Here is a 25,821-nt window from a genome sequence, read left to right on the forward strand (position 1 = left end):
GAAGGCGGTCTCTTTCACTTCCGGACCTTTATTCAGCTTTGTAACTCAAATTTTTATTTTATGCGAAACTGTTCCAGTATCTCCGGCTTCACGTTTTTTGCGTCCAGATGATGTTTTTCCAGATAAGACGCATATTTATGAAGATCATATTTTAACGGTGACTGTGCTGAATCCAGATCATGTGTTTCCATGTAGTCACGCATGATAGCGCGCCGTTCTTTTCCTGATTTTCCCATATTTTAATTTCTCCTGTTTCCTTTGCTTTTATCTTCTCCCTATTTCAAAAACACCAGTTATACTTATAAATCAGTACATTTTTTCTTCTGACAATTATAGCAAGGCTGGACTGGAATTGCAATGCAGTCCGAATCAGACGGCTCAAATCTCAAACAAAAAATCCCGGCATTACTGTTAAATCGTTCCGCTTACGATCAAAGTGCTGACACCCGGACTGGTAATCCACGCTCCGGTCGCCGGATCCTGAGTGTAGGTGGCTGCAGGAACCGTCACTTCTCCTAATGTGGTGGTAAATTCACCGGTTGTTTCATTGTAGGTATAATTTGCAGGCGCACTCCAGGAAGCTCCATTGAAGGTGACAGTCAGATCTCTTAAAATCGGGTCAAAGGTGTCCGTCACAAGAGCTTCCGTGGCCGGAACAGCCGGAGTGTTACCGGTATTCTGGATCACAAAGGTATAGGTCAGTCTGCCGCACTCCGTCACCGGGACCGGGCTGACCGATTTGGTAATAGAGAGGACCGGCTCTGCCACTGCAGAAATCGTTTCCGCCGCGGTGATTCCGGTAATGCAGGTTCCGGATACTGTCACGGTATTGGTGACTTCTGCCTCCGGCTGCAACGGTGCGTAGGCATTCAGCCTGGTCTCATAAATGATCGTCGCATTTCCGCCGGCCGGCACACTGATCCCGGTAATCACAAGCGGCGGTCCTGCTTCTACAGTTGGAGCTGTCTGGAGCACACCGTTCCGGTAATAGTGAATGGTCCCCGCGACATAATCCTGCGGCGTACGCGCTCCTTCTCCGAAGGCATATCGTCCCAGATCATCGGTCATGGTCAGTCCGGTATACTCCACTGTACCTGCATTAACGATGTTGATGATATAGGTTACGGTATCATGCTGACGGTACGCCCGTTTTACCGCACTCTTGGTAACAGACAATACTTCCTGAATTTCTCCGACGGTAATATTGGAATTGGCCACTTCATTTCCATAGCGCAGCTGCGCCTGATTTGTGAAAAATGCCATATACTGTTGTCCCCTTTTTTAAATGGTTACAGTATAGCATATGACAAAAACGGATATGTGGTGCAGGGCTTGTTTCATTCAAAAATAGTTGGATTCACCGTTTCCTAATCCGTATGTTTACTTTTGTATAATTTCCATATATACTATGATTCATATGCAACGGTTTTCTACAATAATCACACAAAGGAGAATCCATCATGAGAATTGTTAATCTTGAGAACAATAACCGTAAAATTATCAACACTATCAATAACTTTCATGTATTAGAATATGTTCAGGATGCCAGCGTATCTCCTATGAACGCTATCGATGAATACTTCATGAGTAAGATGAATGTCCGGAGGCGGCAGGTAGTCATTGACATCAGCCGAGATCATTCTGCCGTCATTCAGGCCGGTGCCATGCAATGGATGGGTGGAAATGTACAGGCAACATCCGGAGTAAAGGGACTCGGTGATCTCTTTGGCAAGGCCATCAAAGGGGCCGTCACCAAAGAAACTGCCGTAAAACCTGAATATATCGGTGAAGGATTTCTTGTTCTGGAACCAACCTACAAATATATTATCCTTCAGGATGTTTCCAAATGGGGAAGTGTTGGAATGACCATTGAAGATGGAATGTTTCTTGCCTGTGACGCAAATGTTAAGCGCAACATTGTGGCACGTAAGACTCTATCTTCCGCTGTATTAGGCGGTGAAGGTTTATTTAATATGAGCCTGCAGGGTAACGGTGCGGTTGCTTTAGAGAGTAATGTACCGGAAGATGAACTGATTGAAATTGAACTGGAAAACGATGAATTAAAAATCGATGGCAATCTAGCTGTATGCTGGTCCTCAAATCTTGATTTTACCGTAGAACGCACCACCAAAACTCTGGTTGGATCTGCAGTAAGCGGCGAAGGCCTCGTAAATGTGTACCGCGGTTCCGGTCGTGTGCTGATGAGTCCTGTTGCACCAACTGATTCCCTGTTTTCTTCTACAAATACACTTGCAGCCAAAGCTGCTGCTAAAAATAGCAATACATTTGGAAAATAACTCATAATGCCCCGCAACCCATAAGTTTGCGGGGCATTCATATCGTCTAAAACGACTTTATTTACCTGTTGGCAATCAGTGTACAAAAATCAGAGACAGAATAAATACGACTATAATGGTGGTAACACCCATAACTGCCGTCATACCGGTCTGACATTTATACGCATCCTGCGTATCCATATCTGAGAACTGGGATACAACCCAGAAGTAAGAATCATTTGCATGGGATACGGTCATGGATCCTGCACCAATAGCCATAATGACCAGAACCTTTGCTAACGGAGAAGTAAATCCCAGCGCCGGCATCATCGGCGCGATCATAGCGGAGGTGGTGATCATTGCTACCGTGGAAGCGCCCATTGCGGTCTTTAACAGTGCTGCAATGATGAACGGCAGGAACACGCCAACACCAAGTCCCAGTAAGGATGCGCTCAGAGCGTCCGCGATCGGGAGCTTCTGAAGGATGGCGCCAAAGGAACCGCCTGCACCGGTAATAGCCAGGATCCCTGCGGAGTTGGTAACACCCTCGGTGATCCATTTCAGGGAATTCTGCTTCTCTTCCTGCGGGATCAGGGTCATGGCAAGAAATACACCAAGGATCAGGGCGATAACCGGGTTACCGATGAAGGAGAAGAACATCTTCACGGCGCCGTCACCAAAGGGTGCGCTCGGGAAATCACTGACGGATTTTAATGCAATCAGGATGATCGGGAGCAGGATCGGGGAGAAACTATGTAATGCACCAGGAAGCTTGCCGTATTTCTCTACCAGTTCTTCTACGGTGTACTCCGGATTTGCCGGGATATCAATCTTGCTGGATACCTTATTTGCATAAATCAGGGCAGATGCAACAGCCGGTATGGAAATGATCAGGCCAACCAGAATGGTCAGTCCCAGGTCTGCTTCCAGGGTACCTGCCATAGCGATCGGGCCGGGAGTCGGCGGTACCAGGCAATGGGTTGCATACAGACCGCCGGAAAGCGCGGTAGCCATAACAGCCAGGGAGACATTACTCTGGCTTGCCAGTGCTCTGGAGATCGGGCTTAAGATAACGAAACCGGAATCACAGAAAACCGGAATACCGGTAATGTAACCGGTGATGCCCATGGTCAGAACGCTCTTTTCTTTTCCGACAATCTTTAAAATAGTGTTTGCCATAGTGAGTGCTGCACCGGTTTTTTCCAGAATTGTTCCGATAATGGTTCCGGCCAGGATTACGATACCGATGCTGGCCAGGATATTACCAAAGCCGCTCTTGACGGTACTGATTACCTCTTCTGTCGGGATTCCGCATACAAGACCGACTAAAACTGCAATAACGGTCAGCACCAGAAACGGGTGCATGTTAAACTTCGATATGGCTATGACCATACATACAACTGCTAAAAATATCACGCCAAAGATAAATAAACCTGACATACAAATACCTCCTTTTCGCTAAACACGATCCATTCTCCAAATTCGTCACAGTTCATGCGCTTCACGAACTGCATTTTCTTATTCCATGCTATTCGGGCTTTTACCGCTCTCCGGCATATTCCGGTATTCCAGAAGCATTCGGATAAAGAATTCCCGCACAAATACGGTATCCTGCTCCAGTTCCAAAGTCTGGTACAGCTGTTTCATGCGGTACAGCAATGTGTTCTTATGCAGATTCAGTTTTTCTGCCGCCTTTGCGACACTTCCTCCGTATTCGTAATACACCTGAGCTGTCTGTAATAGTTGCTCCGCCTGTTTTTCCCCGTGCTGGTCTTCCAGCCTGCGGAGCATCCGTACTACGGTCCGCGCACCATCCTGAACGGTAAATCTCCCCATCAGATACTGCATTCTGCATGTATGCTCCTCCAGATTCTGAATCATACCTCCTCTCCTGTTTCTCAGCACCGATACTTCCTTCATACCCTCTGATACTTCTTCCATATTTCTGCATGGACTGCTGACTGCGGCATTCCAGACAGCTTCTCTTTCAATCTCCTGAAGCAGTTTATCCAGACGCTTTCGTGTTTCCAGAAGTTCACCGCTTCCGCCAAGCAGGATCACATAATCCGCATTCTGGATTCCAAATACATCGCGTCTCCTGTCCAGCACATTTTTCCAGATCAGATTCTGAATGAACTGGTGGTAATCCAGCAGATGCTTCATATTGCGCTCCGCTGCACGCTCATACAGCAAAATGATCCAGACCGGAAATTCCAGCTGCAGATCCAGCATGCCGCACAGCTTTGCGATCATCTCCTTCTGGCTTTTCCCTCCGAAGAGAAGCAGTCTAAAAAGCTGGTTACGAAGCTCTGCCTCCAGGTTTTGTTTCTGTGTCATCTGAAGCTGGGAAAAGCTCTGTGTCACATAGACACGAAGCAGATTGGCAATGCTCTGCACCTCTTCTTCGCATCCGAAGATCCCGACTACACCGATGATCTCATCATTCAGGAAGATCGGCATATTGTAGCCTTCCTTGGTTCCCGGATAACGTGGCAGATCCTCTTTTTTGATCCGGACCGGCTTTCCGGTTGCCAGAACCTCCGAAGCCCCCTGATGGAAATCACCGATCCGGTGCTTTTCCGTAGACGCAATGATGATGCCCTTCTGATCCATGATGTTAATGGTCCGCTGGCCAACCAGCAGAGAGGTAGCTTCTACAAAATCCTGTGCCAGCTTTGCGAATTCACTCATTGCGTTTTCTCCTTTTACAGGTAAATGCAGTCCCCCGCACCCAGATAACAATGTTCCAGTCCGGTTTCCTGATCCATGATCTCCTGAAGCAGTTCTCCGGAGCAATGATTAAATCCGATAAGGCCGACTCCCATCTGCTTCATCTGTTCCAATGTGGCGCGGATCCGTCCTGCATCTGCTTCTACCAGATGTGTGCCGCCAAAAACTGCCCGGATGGGTTTGTCAAAACGCTTCTGCACCGTGGTCAGAATATTTAAGATTCCCGGATGGCTGCAGCCTACGATCACAGTCTGACCCTCCGCTCCATCTAACACCATGCAGATTTCATCGGAAAAATCATCTTTCACCCACTGGCCGCCGCGGTGCCGTACAAAGCGATCCGGAATCTGCTCAAAATCATGGGTGCGCTCAAAGTTTCCGACCAGATAACATCCTGATTCCAGCTCCAGATATCCGTCACAGATCCGGTGTTCCAATCCCTGTTCCTGCATCCAGGCTTCGTTGAATCCGCAGCCAAGATAGGTAGCTTTTCTGCCGTCCCGGGCATATTTTTCCTCAAAATAGCCCGTCCCTGTATACAGTGGACAATGAAGCCCCTCTTTCACAAATTCCGGGTAACCGCCTGCATGATCATAATGGCCATGGCTTCCCACCGCATATTTTATGTTCTCCATCCCAATATTCAGCTTGCAGGCATTATCATACGCTGCCTTTCCTGCGCCAAAATCAAACAAAATCCGTGATTTTTCCGTTTCCACCAGAAATGACAAGCCATGTTCCGCTGTCAGAGATTTCTGTTCCCCACGCCTGTTGTCCATGACAGTTGTTATTTTCACCAACTCACCCCCTTATTTTTTTCATTTCATTGTATAATTCATTATAACACACTCTGTCATTTTCATCATTGTGACAGATCACAATTTTCAGAATTATTTTTTGACGTAAAAAGAAGTCTCTCCTGTTCATGAACTGTTCATAAATTCGTTACAAACATTCCATATCCAGGAAAAACTTCTTTCACATTTTCTCGATATACTTACATCATCAAATGAAGCTGCCAAGTACAATTTGATAAATTTTTTCATAATCGCCGGCGGGCCTGGAAGGCTCACCGGCTCCTCCCTTTTATGGAGATTTTTTCTCCATCTGATATAGAAAAAACGTCATATCAGAAAACATTCCTGTTCAATTCCCATTTTCCCTTTGATCATGTGCTCGATGAGTTCTTCCATGAGTGGTTCCGTTCCCCGCATGTCTTCCAGTTTTTTCAGGGTTTCCGGTTTTATCTCATAACCACGTTGTATATAATAGTCGTATTGATCTGCGTCCATACTTAATGGGCGGACCCGGGAGCAGACATGTTCACGGATATGGCGAAAAATACGGATGCCGCCGTAGTCCAAATCCCCAGTGTGATAAAATTCCACATCAGGAAGAACTGCCAGAAGCTTTCTTAAAAACTCACATTCCAATGGAGAAAAGAAACCATGAGAAAATATGATCAGAGTTTCCTCCTCGTAAGGCATGGAAACATAGTTAGCCTTATTTTCTACAGTTATGATCTTTCTGATATTCTGACCGGCCGGAACTTCCGCATGGCGGAGCGTTTTCGTGTTGAGCACCGTTCCATAACAAAAGTCCTCCAGGGAGATTTCTTTCCCCTTCAGGATGATTTTCAGATTTCCCTTCACAGCAAGCTCCTGGGCGTATTCCTCCAGATAAACCTGAGATAAAATTTCTTTATCATTCATAGCCTCATCAACATCCGGATGATACGCAGACAGAATTGAGACAACTCTTGTTCTCAGCACATTTTCAAATACTTTGGTACTGCCCAGTACCGCAACACTGAACACTCGCTGATAAACCGGCTCCTTCAGCTTTTCCAGGGCATCCAGGCAGGTAAAAAGCTGTTCCCCGTACTTCGACAGATCTGGAGACTGCTTCCCCTTTTCCAGAGATGCCGCCTGATCCTCATAATACGCTTTCAGCCACCCGGTCTGAGCCTGTTTACTCCATTTGCAAAGCGTCTGCATCTCTTCCTGAATCCGCCCCCATTTCGGAGTCAGGCCAGACAGTTCACAGAACCGCCCAGCCTGCTTCAGACAATAAGTAATCTTTTCGATGTCATTTCCGTATTCCAGCCATTTGATCTGAATCAGTCCGCGCTGTTCCAGCATCCGGGCTTCCTCCAGGAGTTCTGATTTTCCTGCCCGGTTAAAATCCTCCTGCTGGATTTTCAGGCTCCGGTTTCCCGACGCGTTTTCCCTCCAGTCCACGCTGCTGCTTTCGATCTTATCGAGAATCCGGCGCACCAGATAATCCTTCTCCCTTTTATTCTTCATCCTCTTCCTCTGCCAGATCCTCCTTCAGCTGCTCAAACTCCGGTTTCTCGAACTCCTGAATGGAAATATTTTTCTTATTCGGATTTGCAAATACGAAGATCTTGTCCACGGTTTCCAGATAGTTCTGGATCTTGTCGTTGGTGGCGCTGATGAGGGCCTGAAATCCCAGTCCGCGGATCAGCTTGATGCAGCTTGCCACCTTCTCCGCATCCATCTTAGAAAATGCTTCATCCAGCACCACCAGACGGATGGTCGGGTTTCTCCTGAGTCCCGGCTTTAAGTCGATCTTGTAGGCCTGGGCAAAGCTTGCCAGCAGGGCCACGTAAAGCGGATTCTGTCCCTCGCCGCCGGAGTTTTTGCGGATCATCTTACTGAGGCGGATCTTCAGAACTTCGTCCTCATTCTGGATCAGCTGCTGCATATCAAAGGAAAGATAGGTCCGGTAGTCAGCGTATTTTTCCATGTTGCGTTTGGCTGTTTCCAGTTCCTCCGGGGTCGCGTGATCAGGCGGGATGAAGATGTCGATCAGCTCATTGATAAGCGGTCCATACTGGCTTTCATGCTCCATGGTAAAGAGATTCAACTGGTTGTCCAGTCCGATATCCAGATCCGATGGCTTGATCTGCAGGGCATCATCCATGAACATATCGTAAAACCGTCCATCGCTGCGCTTATTCTTTCCAATATAGAACTGATAGCGGTCCTTACCGAAATCGAGGTGGCTGATGATGCGGTTTAACTCGTCTTTGCGCTGTAATGCTTCCTTAATGGCACTGCGGATCTTGTACATGAAGTCATCCTTGAAATGCTCCACTGCTGCCTTTGCCTGCTCTCCGGCACGTTTCCGATATTCCTCCAGGCGATCGCAGGCAAGATCATCCAGCAGCTTCTGATATTCCTCGTTGTTCTCGGCTTCCACAGAAAAATTGCGGTGAGGATAGGTGCGCAGATAGGCATTCCGGAGTTCCCGCAGCTTCTGCATTTCCGTCTCCTGTTCTTCTTCGGCCTTTTCCTGCTTTCTCAGATATCCTCCACACTGCAGATCATAGCGGATAACCGCACCGCTCGCCTGCTTTTGCTCCAACAGTTCCTGAAACTCTGCGTCAAATTCTGGCTGCTCCACATGATTTCGTTCTTTTTCTGTCAGGGTTTTTTCCAAATTCACCAGAGTCCGTTTCTCATTTTCTCCAGCCCACTCTGACCGGTTTCTCTGCTCTTTTACCTGTTCCAGCACCTTCTCCCGGCGCTTGCACAGTTCCACAATGGACGCCCGTTCTTCTTCCCAGGCCGCCACGTTCTGGCTCTTTAACTGCTCCAGACGCTCCCGCAGGTCTTTCTGCTCCTGCTGCTTTTCCAGATAATCTGCCTTGTCCTTTTTCCAGCCAAGGTAGACTTCCAGATCCTGGCTTAAGAATTCCAGACCAAGCACACGCTCGCCATCCTTTAACATAGTCTGCAGCGGTTCCATTTCCTCCTGCAGTTTCCGGATGAATTCTTCCAGAAGCTTCACGCGCTGACGCATACTCTTTTTGCCGATATAAGCAAACCTTGTATACAAATCTGGATTGATGTGCTGGATCCGGTAGCTGTGGTACAGCACGCAATCCTTTGTAATGCCGACGCGGCAGCTGCGCAGTTCGTCCACGCTGTCACACTTGATGACCTTGCCTAACTGGAAATTCATGTAAGCCTGGGCGTAATCGCGTCCAGCCTCCACTTCTTCTGCCAGTGCACCCTTTAAAACCGGCTGCTCATCTGCCAGAACACGCTCTGTGTCCAGCACAGCAACCCGGTAATATTTTTTCGGGTCCAGCTCTTTGTAAATTTCCATCGCAGCCTTCGCGTACTTTGGCTCCACCGTCAGAAGCAGCTTGTTGTTTCCAAGATAGCCCTCAATGGCATTGCGCCATGCGTCATCCCGCACTTCCAGGAGATCTGCGAGAACCTCTACCTCCACGCTCTTTCCGGTCTTTAAGAAAAGCTGGGTCTGAAGGATATTCCGGACGGTTTCCAGTTCTTTCGGATAAGCTTTGTTTCCAGCCTTTAACTGGGCAATCTCCTCCTGGGCCTTCTTCAGTTCTTTGCTCTTTTCCCGGATCTGGCTGCGGGCATCCTGCATCTGGCTCTCCACTTCTTTCCGCATCTGAAGCAGATCTTCCTGCAGGCGTTTTAAGGCTTCCTCACTGATCACGCCCTTCTCAAAGGCCTCGACATCCCAGAGGGTGCTGTTGGATGCGATTTCTTCCTCGTTCCAGGCCGCCAGTTTTTCGGCTGTCTGCTTCCAGCGGGCCTGGCTGCTGCCCAGATGCTCTACCAGCTCGTTGACGGCCTTTAACTGGCTTTTCAGTTCCTCGTAGCCGCTGCTGGAAATCTTGCGCAGAAGCTCTTCGCTTTTCGCCGTCAGTTCCTGGATCTCTGTCTCCATGGCAGCCACATCCTGAGCCGCTTTCTCCTGGTCTGCCTCCAGTGCCTGGATCTTGTCCTGGCTTTCCTGGATTTTCCGTCGGTCCTGCAGCATATCAAACTTGCCCGCAAAATATCCGCACAGTTCTTTTTCTTTCCGGGCTGCTGCCATAGTCTCATGCTGCCCGCAGATAGCTTTCAGGCTGTCGATCTCCCGGCAGGTATCCTCAATCCGGTGTCTTAAGCGCCCATACTCCGTCACGCTCTGCTGCATGTCTTCGATATGGATATCCTGCTCCATGCAGATATATTCTTTTACAAAATCCTCCAGCTTGATATTCATGCGGAATGGGATCGCACGCTTAAACAAAAGCGGGAATTTTTCCGCATCCAGACCACCCAGATAGATATCATAAAGCTGTTTGCGAAAACGTTCATTATGGGAACCAAAATAACATTCCTCCCTGGAAAAGCTTTCCATCAGCCAGTTTTTTACCTCATTGATTGACATGGCCCGGTCTGTTTTGCGGTATTCATGATCCGGTATCGGTCCCTTATGCCAGAAAAACATACGACCGATCTCATTCGTAGCAGTCTCGACATCAAAAACAACGCCCACACACTGACTGGCTCCGGTATCTGTCTGTCGAAGCTCCAGCACGATGGTACTGGAAAAATTCTGATTTCGCAGATAAGAAAAGCTGTTATCTTCTCCGATATTGATCATGCCGCGCAGATACTCGATCAGACTTCGGTCAGAATCATCTGCCGCTGCCTTATTAAAAAAGCCACGGCCGTCTGTATTGGCATAAAGCACGATCTGCATGGCATCAATGACGGTAGATTTTCCACTTCCGGAATGCCCGGTAAAAAAATTGATCCCATCATCAAAAGAAAGGGTCCTGTGTTTAATATAATGCCAGTTGTTCAGGCATATCCTGGACAAGGCTTCAAATCTCTGATTTTCCATCTTCCTCTTCTCCTTCGCGGAATGTTTCCAACAGTTCCCGCACATCGTCCCCCATCAGGATCACATGAATGGTTGGATAAACTACCAGACGGCTGAATCCGTCCAGTTCCTCCAACACATCGAGCGGTTCCACTACCTGATACTTTTTCAGCATAGCCAGGCTTCTTCGGATTTCGGAGACAGAGGGCTGTTTTTTCAGCAAACGGTAGGTAGCAAGTTTTTCATGGATCTCACTCAAGGTGGTGACGACATTGGCCGATGTAGATACCGATGACATCTGCTCATCGTAGATCAGTTTCAGGATCAGAACATAGAGTGTAGCCAGTTTCGGGAGTTTTTCTCCCACAACCTGTTCTCCCCGGATATAGATCAGGCCAAGCTGACTGTTTTCCACAACCTCAATCCCCATAATAGAAAAGTATTTCTGAATAAATTCCAGGTGACGGTTGCAATCATAAAATGCCGGATTGGTCTGGCTGCGCTTTGCCTTACGGTCATAGGTACGTTCCAGCAAAAAGGTCTGCCGGTATAATAAACGGATACTTTCCGAAACCTGTTCCTGCTCAGCTCCGGAAAGTGCCTCAAAATAATCGATCATCCAATTTTTCCTTTCTTTTATCAATACACCTATTATACAATAAATCCATGCCTTTTTCGACGAAATACCAAGAAAAAAACAAAAGCCTGACATTTCGCCAGGCTTTCGCTGTTTACTGCTCATTTTTTTACAAATACCAGTGCCGGATACCGGTATCCGGCATGCTCTACCACAGGCACTTCCTGATCCAGAACCCGGTACGGACTGTCCTTACGCACGGAATCATCGTACGCAAGAACCAGCTTTTCAAAATCCTCCGGTGAGGAAACGGTATCTTCTGTCACGGCAAACCGTCCGTTGACCATCCGCTCCAGTACAAAGGCACGAATCTGTTTCCGACTGTAACGGTTCTTCATACGGTTCAGCTGCAGGATTTCTTCTCTTGTCAGCTCTTCCGGCTCCTCCTCCGGCATCAATTCCGCCGTAAAATCCTGGCGTGATTTATACCGTTTATACAGGGAATGATCAGAAATCACCGTAAACTGGGAAAAATTCATTCTGGAAGCCGTGAGAGCCAGTTTTTTCTCCAGATCTTCTTCCGAAGAAGCTGATAAATCATTCAGCAGCTGAATGACCAGCCCCTTCATATTATCCTGCTGATTCAGAAGATAATTAAGTCTGGTCACCGTAGCCCGGATATACCGTGTATGCTCTGTATCCATGTTGCAGATGCGATGTTCAATATCATCAAAACCGCGATCGATCAGATCCAGCTGGCCGATAATGTCCTCCGGAGTCAGGTCCAACCCACGAAGCTGCTTATTCCGCACACAGACGATATCCAGCCAAGAAACATCCTGGCGCATCTGCATGAGCCAATGCTTGATATCTGTCTTATACAGGTAAAAGTTATCCGAAGTCTTTAAAATATGATATTTTTTCCGGACAATCTCCTCTACATAGCCATCCAGATGCTCCTGCAAAAGATCTCCGTAGCTTTTCTGTTCCAGAAGACTGGCAAAAAACTGATCCATATTATGAAGCATATCCTGCAACGTTTTGTTCAATCTCCTGGTATTCACCAGCGCTGTCTTTAACAATGAAATATTGCAGCGCGGATCATTCTTGAAGGCAAACAAAATTGCATAGATATTCTGAATATAAACCTGAGTGTCATCCTCATCTTCCCCTGCCAGATGTGCAAAAGCACTGACAAAGACTGCTGCATAGTCCGGAATGACGATATTTACGCTCATATTGAGGTAATCATCCACCTTCCTGAGCCATCCGGACTTCAGCAGCCAGTTTAAAATGCGGGTAGCCAGTGGCTCCAGCATGTCCAGCTCATCCTCCAGCTCGTCCTGAACCATCACCACGCGTGTTTTCGCAAAATAATCACTCAGGGTCTGAATACAGATTTCCCTGCTTAGGAAATAGTTGCTGTATTGATATTCTTCATTAATCTGCAGCAGTGCGTCAATATAAACCTGACGGTTTTTTGAACGGAATAATCCCCAGAAGGAATCCGGAATTTCCAAAAACTGATTTTCCATAAGGTATGCTTAGATTTCGAGCAGATCGCTGAAGGCCTTCAGGGCACCATCTGTCTCATGAGCCAGTACACGCTTTGCAAGAACTTTGCCCAGCTGTACGCCTTCCTGATCGAAGCTGTTTACATTCCATAAAAAGCCCTGGAACATCACTTTATTCTCAAAATGTGCCAGAAGTGCACCAAGAGCACCCGGATTTACCTGCTCACCGATGATGATGCTGGAAGGACGGCCGCCCTCGAAGTTTTTATTGCGGTTCTCGTCTGCCTTTCCGCAGGCAAATGCCATGATCTGGGCTGCTACGTTTGCACAGAGCTTCTGCTGGCTGGTACTTCCCTGGATCACGACATCGGTCTCCATCTGGTTTTTCTTAAAGCCTACAAACTGCAGAGGAACAATATCGGTTCCCTGATGCAGAAGCTGATAGAAGGAGTGCTGGCCGTTGGTACCCGGCTCACCAAAGATCACCGGTCCGGTCACATAGCTTACCGGCTCGCCGAAGCGGTTGACAGATTTGCCGTTGGACTCCATGTCAAGCTGCTGAAGATGTGCCGGAAAACGGCTTAATGCCTGAGAATACGGAAGCACTGCAGTACACGGATAACCAAGCACATTGCGCTCGTAAACACCGATCAGGGCATCTAACATAGCAGCATTCTTTGTTGCATCTGCTTCTGCTGCCAGCTTGTCTGCCTCTGCCGCGCCATCGAGAAACTGTGCAAACACCTCCGGGCCAAATGCAAGGGAGAGTACAGCGCCTCCCACTGCGGAAGTAGAAGAATAACGTCCGCCGATGTAATCATCCATAAAGAACGCTGCCAGATAATCACTGCTCTTAGCCAATGGAGAAGTCTCACTGGTTACAGCGATCATGTGTTTGGAAGGATCGAGATCTGCCTTCTTTAACGCATCTTTCACAAAGGACTCATTGGTCAGGGTTTCAAGCGTAGTACCGGATTTGGAAACCAGAACAAAGATGGAATGTGCCACATCAATGCCATACAATACGGCTGCGGCATCATCCGGATCTACATTGCTGATGAACTTTGCCTCCATCTTGAAAGTGCCGTTCTTCTTTGCCCAGTTTTCCAATGCCAGATACATGGCTCTCGGGCCAAGGTCACTGCCGCCGATACCGATCTGAACAACCGTAGTAAACTTTTCTCCTGCGGCATTCGTGATATCCCCATTGTGAACCTTGTTGGCGAATTCTGCGATACGCTCCTGCTGCTGCTTGTAGAAAGTACGCTTGTCCACGCCATCTGCGATAACTGCATTCCCCAGCTGACCACGGGTCATGTGATGCAGGACCAGACGTTTCTCTCCTGTATTGATAACTTCGCCATTGTAAAGAGCTTTAAATTTCTCTGCCAGCTGCGCTTCATCAGCCAGTTTCTTCAATGCGTCAAGCACAGTATCATCTACCTGCTTTGCTGCATAGTGGTAAACAAGTCCCTCTGCCATCGGCACACTGTATTTTTTAACGCGCTCTGCGCCTTTCTCACCGGTCATTGCCTCCGCAAGATTCACACGGGCTGCCTTTTCCAGCTCCTGATAGGAAGTAAGAGTATCCAGGTTATTCCAGGTAATCATATTTTGATTCCTCCTTCAATACATTATACTGATTTTTAAGTCGATAATTTTCTGTCAATCATGATAATTATACTCTCAGATTTTCTGAATTTCAAGAGTTTTCACGGACAGGAGACACAATAACCCCTTTTTTGATCTGCTTGTTACCCGATTCTTTCTTATCGATGAAAAATCACGCCTGTCAGAAGTTTCAGCGTTACTCCCACGGACAAAACAGAACCGCAAAACAGAAATAACCGATTGACCAGCCCTGACGCGGAACAGATTCCCAGGCTGAACCGCTTCCGGTACGGATACAGAAGCTGTTCTCCTTTGTGGTTCAGAAAATCAAGAACCAAATGGGATGCAAAAGCAATCCCAAAATATGGGACCAGTATTGGCAGAAATACGCCAACACTGCTCATAAGCAGGCCTCCTGCCAAAAAGGAATGGAAAAAGGAACGGTGCGGCGTCTTCTTTCCGTAGGCACAGATTGCCAGAAAGGCGGCACAGGCCAGCACAATGCGGCTGACCGAGCTGTTGCTCATCAGCCGCTGATACAGGCCCAGATGCCAGTGTGCTTCTACCACCACGATACCGATCACTATCGTTTCCAGCACAAATATAATCTGATCCGCTCTGCGGCTGCTCTCCGAAGTTCCGCAATCTATATCACTGATCACAGAGCCTACAGCCGCTGTCCCGGCACCAAGGATCAGCTCCGGTAATGTATGGGGCTGAAGCAGCAGCAGCGAGGCTGCCACGCCAACCGCCATGTGTGTTTTTCCAAGCATATCTTTTCTCTCTATTCTCCTTCTATATCTCATTCTGTCTTCTGTTATATGCGAACCACTTTTTATATTTGTCAATGAACTCGATTTCAAGATATCACATTTAAGCCTAAACGTTTCCAAGCCTACATTGAGATTTTTCGTAGACTTTTGCCATTTTATAGACGACTTTTTTAATTCCTGGATATAGTTGAAATCAAAAAGAGACTTCCAGAGTAATCTCTAAAAGTCCCTTTTCGCTTGATTTTAAGCCATTTTTAATTAGAACTTGCCAGCGGTCGCTGCTTCCTCAACAGCTACAGCTACAGCTACAGTCATACCAACCATCGGGTTGTTACCTGCACCGATCAGACCCATCATCTCTACGTGAGCCGGAACGGAAGAAGAACCTGCGAACTGTGCATCGGAATGCATACGGCCAAGGGTATCGGTCATACCATAGGAAGCCGGGCCTGCTGCCATGTTATCCGGATGCAGGGTACGTCCGGTACCGCCGCCAGAAGCTACGGAGAAGTACTTCTTGCCTGCTTCCAGTCTCTCCTTCTTGTAGGTACCTGCTACCGGATGCTGGAAACGGGTCGGATTGGTAGAGTTACCGGTGATGGAAACGTCTACGTTCTCTTTCCACATGATTGCAACACCTTCCGGAACGCTGTTTGCGCCGTAGCAGTTAACCTTTGCGCGAAGACCCTCAGAGTAGGATTTGCGGAATACTTCCTTAACCTCGTTGGTGTATGGATTGTACTCAGTCTCGATATAGGTGAAGCCATTGATACGTGCGATGATCTGAGCAGCGTCTTTTCCAAGACCGTTTAAGATAACGCGAAGCGGTTTCTGACGAACTTTGTTTGCTTTCTCAGCGATACCGATTGCGCCCTCTGCTGCTGCGAAGGACTCGTGGCCAGCCAGGAATGCAAAGCACTCGGTCTCCTCTTCGAGAAGCATCTTGCCGAGGTTACCATGGCCAAGACCTACCTTACGGGTATCTGCAACAGAACCCGGGATACAGAATGCCTGCAGGCCCTCGCCGATTGCTGCTGCTGCCTCAGCTGCTTTTCTGCAGCCTTTCTTGATTGCGATTGCTGCGCCTACGGTGTAAGCCCATTTAGCGTTCTCAAAGCAGATCGGCTGAATACCCTCAACCATCTTGTATACATCAAGACCTGCGTCTTTGGTGATCTTCTCTGCCTCTTCAATGGAAGCAATGCCATAGCTGTTTAATGCTTCATTGATCTGTTTGATACGTCTCTCATATGATTCAAATAATGCCATGATTATAGTCCTCCTTCTTTACGCCTGTCTCGGGTCGATGATCTTAACTGCATCAGCAACACGGCCGTACTGACCTTTTGCCTTTTCCCAAGCGGTGTTCGGGTCATCACCCTTCTTGATGAAGTCAGTCATCTTGCCAAGGCTTACGAACTGATAACCAATGATCTGATCGTCTGCGTCCAGAGCGATACCGGTTACATAGCCCTCAGCCATCTCCAGGTAACGAGGACCTTTCTTTAAGGTTCCGTACATGGTACCAACCTGGGAACGAAGACCTTTACCAAGATCCTCCAGGCCGGCACCGATCGGCAGTCCATCCTCAGAGAATGCGCTCTGAGTTCTGCCATATGCAATCTGTAAGAACAGTTCTCTCATTGCGGTGTTGATTGCGTCACATACCAGGTCGGTGTTCAGAGCCTCCAGAACGGTTAAGCCCGGAAGAATCTCTGCTGCCATTGCTGCGGAGTGAGTCATGCCGGAGCAGCCGATGGTCTCAACCAGAGCCTCCTGGATGATACCCTCTTTTACGTTCAGGGTAAGCTTGCAGGCACCCTGCTGCGGAGCACACCAGCCCACACCATGGGTCAAACCGGAAATGTCGGAAACCTGCTTGGACTGTACCCATTTTGCTTCTTCCGGAATCGGAGCAGCGCCATGATGAACGCCCTGTGCAACTGTGCACATCTCTTCTACTTCATGTGAATAAATCATGTTAAAACTCCTTTCAACTATGTAATGTCCTGAAAGTACGTGCTGCACGATGTTTCCGCAATTTTTTCAGCCCTGTACCCGGCAAATGAAAGATTGTCAAAAACATCACACCATACTTGAATACATTTTCTCACAAAAGTGACAAATAGTCCATAGTTTTTTTGTAGAAATTTAAGAGCAGATACCTCAAATATATGTGGCACCTGCTCTTTTTTTCCATTATTTTATGTTTGATTATTTATTGCTTAAGTACTCGTGGATACCCTTTGCACCGTGCTTTCCTGCTTCCATAGCCAGGATTACGGTTGCAGCACCGGTTACGGCATCACCGCCTGCGAACACTCCGGCACGAGAGGTCTGTCCGTTCTCCGGCTCCGCAACGATACATTTACGCTTATTGATCTCAAGTCCCTCCGTAGTAGAGGAAATAAGCGGGTTCGGAGAGGTACCGAGTGACATGATGACGGTATCTACATCCATCACATACTCGGAGCCTGCAATCTCTACCGGACGGCGTCTTCCGGATGCATCCGGCTCGCCAAGCTCCATCTTCACAACCTTGATGCCCTTTACCCAGTCATTCTCATCGGTCAGGATCTCTACCGGGTTGGTCAGAAGGTCAAAGATCACACCCTCTTCCTTTGCATGGTGAACTTCCTCCACACGGGCCGGAAGCTCTGCCTCACTACGACGGTACACGATATGTACCTCAGCGCCGAGACGAAGTGCTGTTCTTGCAGCATCCATGGCTACGTTGCCGCCACCGACTACAGCAACCTTCCTGCCTGCTACGATCGGGGTATCATAGTCCTCGCGGAAGGCTTTCATCAGGTTGTTTCTGGTTAAGTACTCATTTGCTGAGAACACGCCGTTTGCATTCTCACCCGGAATACCCATGAATTTCGGAAGTCCTGCTCCGGAACCGATGAAGACAGCCTCAAAGCCCTCTTCGTCCATCAGCTCATCAATGGTAACGGATTTGCCGATGATAACGTCTGTCTCGATCTTAACACCTAATTTCTTTACGTTCTCGATTTCAGAACGGACAACGGTCTCTTTCGGGAGACGGAACTCCGGAATACCATAGGTTAATACTCCGCCCGGCTCGTGAAGTGCCTCGAAAATGGTAACATCGTAACCCAGCTTTGCCAGATCGCCTGCGCAGGTCAGACCAGCAGGGCCGGAACCGACAACGGCAACCTTCTTGCCGTTTTTCTTCTCCGCTGCCTTCGGAACAAAACCGTTTTCTCTGGACCAGTCAGCCACGAAACGCTCCAGCTTGCCGATGGAGATTGGCTCACCCTTGATTCCGCGGATGCATTTGCCCTCACACTGGCTCTCCTGCGGGCACACACGGCCACATACTGCAGGAAGTGCGGAAGACTCAGCGATGACATTGGCTGCAGCCTCAAAGTTTCCGGCCTCGACTTCTTTGATGAAGCCAGGGATATTGATGGAGACCGGGCAGCCGCCCATACACTTTGCATTATTTTTACATTTTAAACATCTGGAAGCCTCTTCCATAGCTTCTTCTTTGTTGTATCCATAGCACACTTCCTCAAAATTGGTAGCGCGCACCTTTGCGTCCTGCTCTCTGACAGGAGTCTTCTTTAATACGTCCATTCTTAATTATCCTCCGATCACAGACAGCTTTATGCTGCCTTGTCTAATGAATCCCAATGAGTGAGTCTGATGCCCGGATCAACCGTTGCAGTGTCCGCAGCCGCCATGATGGGTATCACCCTCGACTGCCTTTAACATAGCTCTGCCCTCTTCGGTTTTGTACATCTGCTGACGCTTCATTGCCTCATCAAAGTTCACGAGATGACCGTCAAACTCTGGTCCGTCAACGCATGCGAACTTCACTTCATCACCAACGGTTAAACGGCATGCTCCGCACATACCGGTTCCGTCTACCATGATCGGGTTCATGCTGACGATAGTCGGGATATTCAGCTCCTTGGTCAGTTTGCATACAAATTTCATCATGATCATCGGTCCGATGGCTACGCACACATCGTACTGCTTGCCCTGGTTCTCTACCAGGTCTTTGATCACCTCGGTTACCATGCCCTTGCGCACATAGGAACCGTCATCGGTGGTAATGTAAAGATTTCCGGCCTGCGCTTTCATCATGTCTTCCAGGATCAGCAGTTCTTTATTCTTGGCACCAACGATAACATCAACATCGATACCATGCTGCTTCATCCACTTAACCTGCGGATAAACCGGTGCAGTACCAACGCCGCCTGCTACAAATAAGTACTTGCGGCCCTTTACTGCCTCGATATCTTCCTTTACAAACTCGGACGGCTGACCAAGCGGTCCCACAAAGTCCTGGAATGCGTCGCCTGCCTGTAACTCAGACATCTTTAAGGTAGATGCGCCTACGATCTGGAATACGATGGTTACGGTACCCTTCTCACGGTCGAAATCGCAGATGGTAAGCGGGATACGCTCACCCTTCTCATCCATCTTCACAATGACAAATTCACCCGGCTGGCAGGATCTTGCCACTCTCGGAGCTTCTACATCCATCAGGAAAATCTTCTCCGCAAGCTTTTCCGCTTTTAAAATCTTATACATTTCCTTCCTCCTGTTTTGCGTTCTGCAAATTGTGCATGCCATCTATAGCAGCAAAAAATTTTTTTAGATATGCTAAAACTATTTTAGCACTTCCCGGTTCAAATGGCAACACTTATTGTTAATAACATAACATATATTATACAGCTTTATTTCTTTTTGTACAGCCGATATTCGTAACAAAGGTCAAAATATGTCTGCTCATCGCTTTCCTGAACCATTTCCCAGGCTGCATCCTGGTCCAGATTCGGAAAATGTGTATCTGCCGCATATGCGAAATCGATCCAGGTGATCTGTGCCTCATCACAGTACGGGAGAAACTGCCGGTATACGCTTTCCCCGCCGATGATATAGACATCATCCGTATGATAAGCACGGAGCAGTTCCATCACTTCTTCCACGCTGCCGCATACAGAAGCTCCTTTGACCCTGTAATCCGGGTCGGTCGTAAGTACAATATTCGTCCGCCCGTACAGAGGCTGTGCTCCCGGCAGACTCTCCAGCGTTTTTCTTCCCATGACAATAACCTTGCCCATGGTTTCGTCCCGGAACATTTTCTGATCCTGGGGAATGGACACCAGAAGCTGGCCTTTATTTCCGATGGCCCAGTTTTTATCTACTGCCGCAATCAGTTTCACGCTATTTTACGCCTCCTCTTCCTCAGCCAGGATCAGTTCCTTTGCGTAAGGCAGGGTTTTGATCCAGTCGCAGAAGGTATGCCATTCATCCAGCTTATGATTCTTTCTGGAAAAATAGATATTGATCAGGGTTTCGTAATTTAAGGTGCAGGTGCGCATCTGGTTGTAGCTGGAGGGCAGAAGCTGGATCATGTCATACCAGTATGCCTTGTCCTTGGTCTCCACATATTTCAAGCGGATCTTTTCCAGCTGATCCACAATGGTCTGCATATAGGCCTCGCTCTCCGGTGTCAGATGGTCATGGCTAAAATCATCTAACTCAAAGGGTTTGCTGTGGATCTTATGCATGGTGCTGGTGGAGTTTGCCACCGTTGCCACCTTGTAGGTATCATATTCCTTCCACCAGTACATGGGCGCGGTGATATCCACCGATACGAAGACCTGGCGGATATATTTGCGGTGGTCACTTCCGGCGCGGCGCAGGCGCTTGGCCAGTCCCAGATCATTTGGTCCCAGCACGTAATTGCCGTCCTCATCATAAAAGCTGTCCATCCGGTTCCAGCTGTTCATAGGATTGCGTGCCCCGCGCATGGCATTTTCCAGATTCATGACGCTGGTACGTTCTAATTTAATCATGTTGTATTCCTTCCTTATGGGATGTCAAAACAATGGCTGCAGCCTGTATATGCTTTTATATTCCGCAGTCAATCGTTCTGATTATAGCAAAGCTGGGATTTCTCGTCAACATCCGCCAGCTCCCGGCTGCTCCCGGCAACAAAGCGGGCCACGTCCTCCGGATGCGCCAGCAGTACCTTTCTTCCTCCCACATCCCCACTCAGTGCAAGCAGTTCTTTCCGGTATTCCGGTGCAAAGATGACCGGATTTCCATCCATGCCTTCCCAGGATGCACAGACCATTCCCCTTGTATTTTTACGGAATGCTGTCACAAGTCCGCGAATGGTTTCGCGGGTCAGCCACGGCTGGTCACTGACTGAAAAACAGACCGCGTAATGCTCCGGGATCTGTTCCAGGGCGAGGTGAACAGAATGGGAGATTCCCAGGGCACTTTGATTGTTCTTTACCGTCTCAAATCCCTCTCTCCCAAGATCCTCCAGAATCTCATCATACTGGCTCACCACAATCTTTTTCGCAAAAAAATCCTCCGGCATGGTATTTACCTCATCTGCCACATGGCGGTACATCAGCCGGCCATCCACCTCCGCCAGCAGCTTGTTTCCGCCGAAACGGCGGCTGTCCCCGGCTGCCAGAAGCACCATGGCAACCGGCATATGGTCATGAGGCCGGAAGCGGTAATTCAAAACAGCCTCCAACACGCCTCCACCGATGGAGGATGCCTTGTCGGAAACAGTAAAGCAGTGTGCCACATCGCAGCGTGGATCCACATCACCGGATTTCATGCCGGCTGTCACTTCCACACCATCCTGCAAAAGTCCCCGCACAACACCATCAATCTGCGCCAGCACCGGAGTTTGGTCCACATAGCCCACCACATCATTCTTTTTCACTACTGCACCAATTTCTACTGCTCCTTTAAAAGCACCGGCTGCCGGAGCCTTAATGAGACGTTCCAGTCCATACCCGCCGATCATGCCCGGAATTCCCGTATTTGGAATGGCGCTTCCCTTCCAGATACACCGGCCCAGATAATGGCCACGTTTCGTCTCTACAACGCAGTGGCAGTCTTCCCCGGCAGTAAATCCTGGTCCAACACCAACCACAAAGGGGGCATCTGTGATCTTTGTTCCAAGATTGTGTTTTGCCAGAATGGCGTCAACCACCACATCCGGATGAAATTCATGGATACATCGTGCTGTTTCATCCACCATAACAGCTATATTGCCATTTTGGATCTCTTGCTCTGCCACTTTTACAGAATCACACAGCACACCGGTCACGTTCTCCACCTGCATGTGCCCCTGATAAACTGCCGGAGAAAATGCCACAGTACGCCGCACAGTAGTCGGCACCGCAATATCCGTCATCAGGATCCGGAAGCCGGCCCGGTGCAGGCGCAGTGCAATGCCGCTGGCCAGATCTCCGGAGCCTTTGATCAGAACCCGGCCCATACCGTCCGTTATTCCGGTAAGTCTCTGTTTTGATTCTGTGTTTGTCATCACCGTGTCAGTTGTTTCTGTATCAATCATGGTATTTCTTCTCCTTTTCCTGGTTGTTCTGGCACATCCCGACTGCAGATTTCCCGGCAGCATAAAGGCAATTTTTTCTGAAAGCTTCTGCTCCGTTTTTGTGTCTGCCTGGTTCAGCAGAATGCGGTAATAGCGGCCATCCACGCCTTTTCGGCTTCCACGCTCATCCATCAGAAGGAGCGTCATATCCTCTGCGCCTATGACATCCTGTGCCTCCTTATGAAGCCAGCCGCCATTGGACGCGAACCGGAAGCAGCTGTCGCCGAACTGCTTTCCACCGGCTGTCAGCCCCACACAGGCTATGATCAGCCCGGTCTGCGGAATCAAAACCGGTTCCGTATCTGATGGAACTTTTAACGGCAAACGCTTGGCTCCGTCTGCCTCAATAAGGATCACATCAAACTGTGAGAGCAGCCGCTTCATCACACGCTCCTCTCCGAGGTCCTCCGGCATGGCAAGCTTCCACGCATTGTCCGGATCCTCCACCTGTTTTCCTGCTGCCAGAATGAAACCGCCCGGATTCCGGAGCGCACCGGCATAACTCGCCGCATCCAGATCTGCAAGCTTCGGTATCACTTCAGTCCTGTACTGCTCCGGCTTCGCAATGTGCGTGCTGGTAGTGATCAGGACCCGGGCGCCTTTTGCGGCAAGCTCTTCTGCCAGATCATACATCGTGCTGGTCTTTCCTCCCGCACCTACTATGGAAATGACTCGTGGCAGAGTCCTCCAGTCTGCGAACCCCAGTGCTGCCAGAATGCTGTCCGTCTCTTCAAAATTCTGTTTTTCCGGATCCCAGCGTTCTGCTTTCACCGAAGCAACAATTAGTTTCTGCTCCATCCTTGTTCTTTCCCCCTCATCGTGCTATAATTTCTCCATGAAATTATTATACCATGTTCGCTCTCTCCCGGATAGGACATATGACCGGATTCTCTTTTCCTGCGGTCTTTTCCTGCTTCTGACAGAGTGTTATAAACAATGCTTTTTATATTTTATCATCGACAAGTGCCATTACGACTGGTGGTTTTTTCCATTTCAGCTGTGCAGTCTCCCCATGTATCTTTGCCTGCTTCTTCCATTTCTGAAGCATAAAAGTATGAAGACTGCTGTCTGCACCTTTTTGCAGGATTTTAACCTGCTTGGCGGGTTGGCTGCGCTCATCGTATCAGAAGGCTTTCGCGGCATCCACTGGACACTGACCCTGCACGGGTATATCTGGCATCTGCTCCTGGTCTTCATAGGACTGTTTGTTTTTGCAGGCAGACGTTCCGATTTATGCCTGAGGGGGTATCTGCAGACACTCCCTCTGTTCCTGGCCAGCTGTTCCATTGCTTTTTTCATCAACATCCTTGCACCGGGACATGGACAAGCCGATATGTTCTACATTTCACCCTATTACCCCAGTACCCAGCCGGTTTTCCATGAGATTGCGATGGCTGCCGGCATTATCCCTGCCAATCTGTTATATCTCTTTACCATCTGCCTGGGTGCAGCACTTGTGCACTTCCTTTTCTATCTGCTGGAAAAGCATTTCACCGCAGATGCGAAAAGCTGAAACACATATGCAATTTCCCATAATACAGAAAAAAGGTCTCATGCCGGCAAGCACGAGGCCTTTTCTCTTTTCTCGTCTTTTAGATTTCATCCCGCGATTTTCGCCGCGCTGCCATCCGCCTGCGAATCACGATATAACAGATAATGTGAGCCGTGAAGGTAATGATCCAGCTGACCGGATAAGAAAGATAAAGCGTGGTCACTGTCCGGTGCATTGCAAATACAGAAAAAATCCATACCACACGGAACAGGCAGGCGCCGGTCAGTGATACCAGCATCGGAACAACAGAATGGCCAAGCCCCCGCAGACCGCCTACCATAGTGTCCATAATTCCGCACAGAAAATAGCTTCCGTTTATGATCCGCATACGCATCATGCCATAGGAAATCACTTCCGGATCAGAGGAGTAGATTTGTAACAACTTCGGTCCGAGCAAAACAGCTCCGCCGCCCATCACAACACCTACCAGAACGACCAGCCCCAAGCAGTCCAGAAGGATCTTTGTGACGCGGTCCATCTTGCCTGCTCCATAGTTCTGGCTGGTAAAGCTTAAGGTTGTCTGGTAAACTGCGTTCATTGCATTGTATACAAAGCCCTCCACATTCGCCGAAGCCGTACTTCCTGCCATGGCAATGGATCCAAAGGAATTGATAGAGGACTGGATCAGCACATTGGATACAGAAAAGATTGCTCCCTGGAATCCGGCAGGCAGTCCGATCTTCATGATCTGCTTTACCTTAGACTCTGTAATCCTCATCTTTTCCCGGCACAGGCGGTATGCGGAATCTGAACGTGCCAGACATTGCACGATCAGTACTGCGGAAATGCACTCGGATACCACGGTTGCGGTTGCAACACCGGCCACTCCCATAGAAAAAGCGATCACAAAAACAAGGTTTAGCACCACATTGACTGCACCCGCAAACAGCAGGAAATACAGTGGTCTTCTGGTGTCACCAACAGCTCGCAGGATTGCAGCCCCAAAATTGTATGTAAGAGTTGCCGGCATACCGATAAAGTAAATCTTCAGATACAGCGCCGCAAGCGGCAGTACATCATCCGGCGTTCCCATCAGGCCCAGCATCGGACTGGAAAAGAAGACTCCCACAAAAATCAGAAAAAAGCCACCGGCCAGAGCTAGCATCATGGCTGTATGCACGGTTTCTTCCAGATCCTTTAATTTTTTTGCACCGGAATACTGAGCCACCAGTACATTGGCACCGATGGAAAGTCCCACGAACACATTGATCATCAGGTTGATCAGTGCTGTCGTGGAACCAACCGCAGCAAGAGATTCCCTGCCTGCGAAATGTCCCACTACAATAATGTCTGCCGCGTTAAATAACAGCTGCAGGATACCGGATAAGATCAGCGGAACCGCAAACGCCACAATCTTCGGAAAAAGCGGTCCGCTGCACATATCCATTTCATAGGTTTTCCCTGTTTTCTTTGCTGACTGTTCCATGTTCCCCTTCCCCTCAATCACAAATATCTACAAAAAACGATAAATCAAAAGTGCAATGGCTACACCGATGATGCTGGCCATGGTAATGCGGATGGTCAGGCCAAAGGTAATGACCAGCACGCCAAGATTTAATACCAGCGGAGTGTCTAATCCAAAAGACTGTCCGAAATTCAGCCAGGACAGCAAGCTGATGCTCTTGGTTGCCTCTCCCAGAAAGCCGCCGAGCACGATTCCTGCCAGCAGCATTAAAAGCAGAATCCAGAAATTCTTATTTCGCATTGTTTGTTTCCTCCCCGTTG

The 25,821-nt window shown here is 48.6% G+C and carries 22 protein-coding genes; 2 read left to right on the top strand and 20 right to left on the bottom strand.

The genetic code is table 11. The features are described from left to right. Nucleotides 1-53 precede the first annotated feature (53 nt). Both DW819_RS06910 and DW819_RS06915 read right to left on the bottom strand, forming a co-directional pair. Nucleotides 54-236 carry a hypothetical protein gene (locus tag DW819_RS06910; protein ID WP_118732674.1) on the bottom strand — a complete coding sequence of 61 codons (183 nt, stop codon included), beginning with the start codon at nucleotides 234-236 and terminating at the stop codon, nucleotides 54-56. Nucleotides 237-411: 175 nt separating this feature from the next. Next, the gene (locus DW819_RS06915) at nucleotides 412-1,263 is read right to left on the bottom strand and encodes a hypothetical protein (RefSeq protein WP_118732675.1); all 852 of its coding nucleotides are present in this window, start codon (nucleotides 1,261-1,263) and stop codon (nucleotides 412-414) included. A 197-nt stretch (nucleotides 1,264-1,460) separates the two neighbouring features. Between DW819_RS06915 and DW819_RS06920 the strand changes: the two genes are divergently transcribed. Beyond that, nucleotides 1,461-2,297, top strand: a complete 837-nt coding sequence (locus DW819_RS06920) for an AIM24 family protein (RefSeq protein ID WP_118732676.1) — start codon at nucleotides 1,461-1,463, stop codon at nucleotides 2,295-2,297. A gap of 75 nt (nucleotides 2,298-2,372) precedes the next feature. On the opposite strand, the gene DW819_RS06925 is transcribed toward DW819_RS06920, so the two are convergent. The 16 genes from DW819_RS06925 to yqeB all read right to left on the bottom strand — a co-directional run bounded on the left by DW819_RS06925 (nucleotide 2,373) and on the right by yqeB (nucleotide 23,342). Next, nucleotides 2,373-3,716, bottom strand: a complete 1,344-nt coding sequence (locus DW819_RS06925; RefSeq protein WP_118530243.1) for a GntP family permease — start codon at nucleotides 3,714-3,716, stop codon at nucleotides 2,373-2,375. Between the two features lie 78 nt (nucleotides 3,717-3,794). Then, a complete protein-coding gene (locus tag DW819_RS06930) occupies nucleotides 3,795-4,967 on the bottom strand; it encodes a sugar diacid recognition domain-containing protein (RefSeq protein ID WP_118732677.1) in 1,173 nt (390 codons plus the stop codon). Between the two features lie 14 nt (nucleotides 4,968-4,981). Further along, a complete protein-coding gene (locus DW819_RS06935; RefSeq protein WP_347560181.1) occupies nucleotides 4,982-5,803 on the bottom strand; it encodes an MBL fold metallo-hydrolase in 822 nt (273 codons plus the stop codon). Between the two features lie 327 nt (nucleotides 5,804-6,130). Beyond that, nucleotides 6,131-7,312, bottom strand: a complete 1,182-nt coding sequence (locus tag DW819_RS06940) for a Wadjet anti-phage system protein JetD domain-containing protein (protein WP_118732679.1) — start codon at nucleotides 7,310-7,312, stop codon at nucleotides 6,131-6,133. Further along, nucleotides 7,302-10,685, bottom strand: coding sequence for an SbcC/MukB-like Walker B domain-containing protein (locus tag DW819_RS06945; RefSeq protein ID WP_118732680.1), 3,384 nt, complete (start codon nucleotides 10,683-10,685; stop codon nucleotides 7,302-7,304). Before DW819_RS06945 ends, DW819_RS06940 begins: the two co-directional genes overlap by 11 nt. Then, the gene (locus DW819_RS06950; RefSeq protein ID WP_118732681.1) at nucleotides 10,666-11,283 is read right to left on the bottom strand and encodes a DUF4194 domain-containing protein; all 618 of its coding nucleotides are present in this window, start codon (nucleotides 11,281-11,283) and stop codon (nucleotides 10,666-10,668) included. Before DW819_RS06950 ends, DW819_RS06945 begins: the two co-directional genes overlap by 20 nt. A gap of 119 nt (nucleotides 11,284-11,402) precedes the next feature. After that, nucleotides 11,403-12,776: a Wadjet anti-phage system protein JetA family protein gene (locus DW819_RS06955; protein WP_118732682.1), complete on the bottom strand. Its 1,374-nt coding sequence runs from the start codon at nucleotides 12,774-12,776 to the stop codon at nucleotides 11,403-11,405. Nucleotides 12,777-12,785: 9 nt separating this feature from the next. Then, on the bottom strand, nucleotides 12,786-14,366 hold the full coding sequence (locus tag DW819_RS06960) for a glucose-6-phosphate isomerase (RefSeq protein WP_118732683.1): 1,581 nt from the start codon (nucleotides 14,364-14,366) through the stop codon (nucleotides 12,786-12,788). A 158-nt stretch (nucleotides 14,367-14,524) separates the two neighbouring features. Next, entirely contained in the window at nucleotides 14,525-15,139 is a 615-nt protein-coding gene (locus DW819_RS06965) for a metal-dependent hydrolase (protein WP_178275933.1), read from the bottom strand. A gap of 258 nt (nucleotides 15,140-15,397) precedes the next feature. Continuing rightward, on the bottom strand, nucleotides 15,398-16,408 hold the full coding sequence (locus tag DW819_RS06970) for a GGGtGRT protein (RefSeq protein WP_118530062.1): 1,011 nt from the start codon (nucleotides 16,406-16,408) through the stop codon (nucleotides 15,398-15,400). 18 nt (nucleotides 16,409-16,426) lie between these two features. Next, a complete protein-coding gene (locus tag DW819_RS06975) occupies nucleotides 16,427-17,119 on the bottom strand; it encodes a hypothetical protein (protein WP_118530060.1) in 693 nt (230 codons plus the stop codon). Nucleotides 17,120-17,353: 234 nt separating this feature from the next. Then, nucleotides 17,354-18,742: an NADPH-dependent glutamate synthase gene (gltA, locus tag DW819_RS06980; RefSeq protein WP_118732685.1), complete on the bottom strand. Its 1,389-nt coding sequence runs from the start codon at nucleotides 18,740-18,742 to the stop codon at nucleotides 17,354-17,356. 78 nt (nucleotides 18,743-18,820) lie between these two features. Then, the gene (locus DW819_RS06985) at nucleotides 18,821-19,705 is read right to left on the bottom strand and encodes a sulfide/dihydroorotate dehydrogenase-like FAD/NAD-binding protein (RefSeq protein ID WP_118732686.1); all 885 of its coding nucleotides are present in this window, start codon (nucleotides 19,703-19,705) and stop codon (nucleotides 18,821-18,823) included. A gap of 146 nt (nucleotides 19,706-19,851) precedes the next feature. After that, complete coding sequence (locus DW819_RS06990) at nucleotides 19,852-20,340, bottom strand: dihydrofolate reductase (RefSeq protein WP_118732687.1); 489 nt, start codon at nucleotides 20,338-20,340, stop codon at nucleotides 19,852-19,854. A 6-nt stretch (nucleotides 20,341-20,346) separates the two neighbouring features. Beyond that, nucleotides 20,347-20,976 (bottom strand): hypothetical protein, encoded by a 630-nt coding sequence (locus DW819_RS06995; protein ID WP_118732688.1) that lies wholly within the window; start codon nucleotides 20,974-20,976, stop codon nucleotides 20,347-20,349. A gap of 68 nt (nucleotides 20,977-21,044) precedes the next feature. Then, the gene (gene yqeB, locus DW819_RS07000) at nucleotides 21,045-23,342 is read right to left on the bottom strand and encodes a selenium-dependent molybdenum cofactor biosynthesis protein YqeB (protein ID WP_118732689.1); all 2,298 of its coding nucleotides are present in this window, start codon (nucleotides 23,340-23,342) and stop codon (nucleotides 21,045-21,047) included. A gap of 256 nt (nucleotides 23,343-23,598) precedes the next feature. On the opposite strand from yqeB, the gene DW819_RS07005 reads away from it, so the two are divergent. Continuing rightward, nucleotides 23,599-24,057, top strand: a complete 459-nt coding sequence (locus tag DW819_RS07005; protein ID WP_347560182.1) for a hypothetical protein — start codon at nucleotides 23,599-23,601, stop codon at nucleotides 24,055-24,057. 79 nt (nucleotides 24,058-24,136) lie between these two features. Here the strand turns inward: DW819_RS07005 and DW819_RS07010 are convergent, their stop codons facing one another. Further along, entirely contained in the window at nucleotides 24,137-25,522 is a 1,386-nt protein-coding gene (locus DW819_RS07010) for an MATE family efflux transporter (protein WP_118732691.1), read from the bottom strand. A 27-nt stretch (nucleotides 25,523-25,549) separates the two neighbouring features. Continuing rightward, nucleotides 25,550-25,801 carry a DUF4321 domain-containing protein gene (locus DW819_RS07015; RefSeq protein WP_118732692.1) on the bottom strand — a complete coding sequence of 84 codons (252 nt, stop codon included), beginning with the start codon at nucleotides 25,799-25,801 and terminating at the stop codon, nucleotides 25,550-25,552. Between the last annotated feature and the right edge of the window lie 20 nt (nucleotides 25,802-25,821).

The organism is Clostridium sp. AM33-3, assembly GCF_003480315.1.
Classification (GTDB): Bacteria; Bacillota; Clostridia; order Lachnospirales; family Lachnospiraceae; genus Brotaphodocola.

Bases quoted from the DNA above. Each gene is read 5' to 3' on its own strand.
- DW819_RS06910 (WP_118732674.1), bottom strand. From the start codon at position 236: ATGGGAAAATCAGGAAAAGAACGGCGCGCTATCATGCGTGACTACATG.
- DW819_RS06915 (WP_118732675.1), bottom strand. From the start codon at position 1,263: ATGGCATTTTTCACAAATCAGGCGCAGCTGCGCTATGGAAATGAAGTG.
- DW819_RS06920 (WP_118732676.1), top strand. From the start codon at position 1,461: ATGAGAATTGTTAATCTTGAGAACAATAACCGTAAAATTATCAACACT.
- DW819_RS06925 (WP_118530243.1), bottom strand. From the start codon at position 3,716: ATGTCAGGTTTATTTATCTTTGGCGTGATATTTTTAGCAGTTGTATGT.
- DW819_RS06930 (WP_118732677.1), bottom strand. From the start codon at position 4,967: ATGAGTGAATTCGCAAAGCTGGCACAGGATTTTGTAGAAGCTACCTCT.
- DW819_RS06940 (WP_118732679.1), bottom strand. From the start codon at position 7,312: ATGAAGAATAAAAGGGAGAAGGATTATCTGGTGCGCCGGATTCTCGAT.
- DW819_RS06945 (WP_118732680.1), bottom strand. From the start codon at position 10,685: ATGGAAAATCAGAGATTTGAAGCCTTGTCCAGGATATGCCTGAACAAC.
- DW819_RS06950 (WP_118732681.1), bottom strand. From the start codon at position 11,283: ATGATCGATTATTTTGAGGCACTTTCCGGAGCTGAGCAGGAACAGGTT.
- DW819_RS06955 (WP_118732682.1), bottom strand. From the start codon at position 12,776: ATGGAAAATCAGTTTTTGGAAATTCCGGATTCCTTCTGGGGATTATTC.
- DW819_RS06960 (WP_118732683.1), bottom strand. From the start codon at position 14,366: ATGATTACCTGGAATAACCTGGATACTCTTACTTCCTATCAGGAGCTG.
- DW819_RS06965 (WP_178275933.1), bottom strand. From the start codon at position 15,139: ATGCTTGGAAAAACACACATGGCGGTTGGCGTGGCAGCCTCGCTGCTG.
- DW819_RS06970 (WP_118530062.1), bottom strand. From the start codon at position 16,408: ATGGCATTATTTGAATCATATGAGAGACGTATCAAACAGATCAATGAA.
- DW819_RS06975 (WP_118530060.1), bottom strand. From the start codon at position 17,119: ATGATTTATTCACATGAAGTAGAAGAGATGTGCACAGTTGCACAGGGC.
- gltA (WP_118732685.1), bottom strand. From the start codon at position 18,742: ATGGACGTATTAAAGAAGACTCCTGTCAGAGAGCAGGACGCAAAGGTG.
- DW819_RS06985 (WP_118732686.1), bottom strand. From the start codon at position 19,705: ATGTATAAGATTTTAAAAGCGGAAAAGCTTGCGGAGAAGATTTTCCTG.
- DW819_RS06995 (WP_118732688.1), bottom strand. From the start codon at position 20,976: ATGATTAAATTAGAACGTACCAGCGTCATGAATCTGGAAAATGCCATG.
- yqeB (WP_118732689.1), bottom strand. From the start codon at position 23,342: ATGGAGCAGAAACTAATTGTTGCTTCGGTGAAAGCAGAACGCTGGGAT.
- DW819_RS07005 (WP_347560182.1), top strand. From the start codon at position 23,599: ATGAAGACTGCTGTCTGCACCTTTTTGCAGGATTTTAACCTGCTTGGC.
- DW819_RS07010 (WP_118732691.1), bottom strand. From the start codon at position 25,522: ATGGAACAGTCAGCAAAGAAAACAGGGAAAACCTATGAAATGGATATG.
- DW819_RS07015 (WP_118732692.1), bottom strand. From the start codon at position 25,801: ATGCGAAATAAGAATTTCTGGATTCTGCTTTTAATGCTGCTGGCAGGA.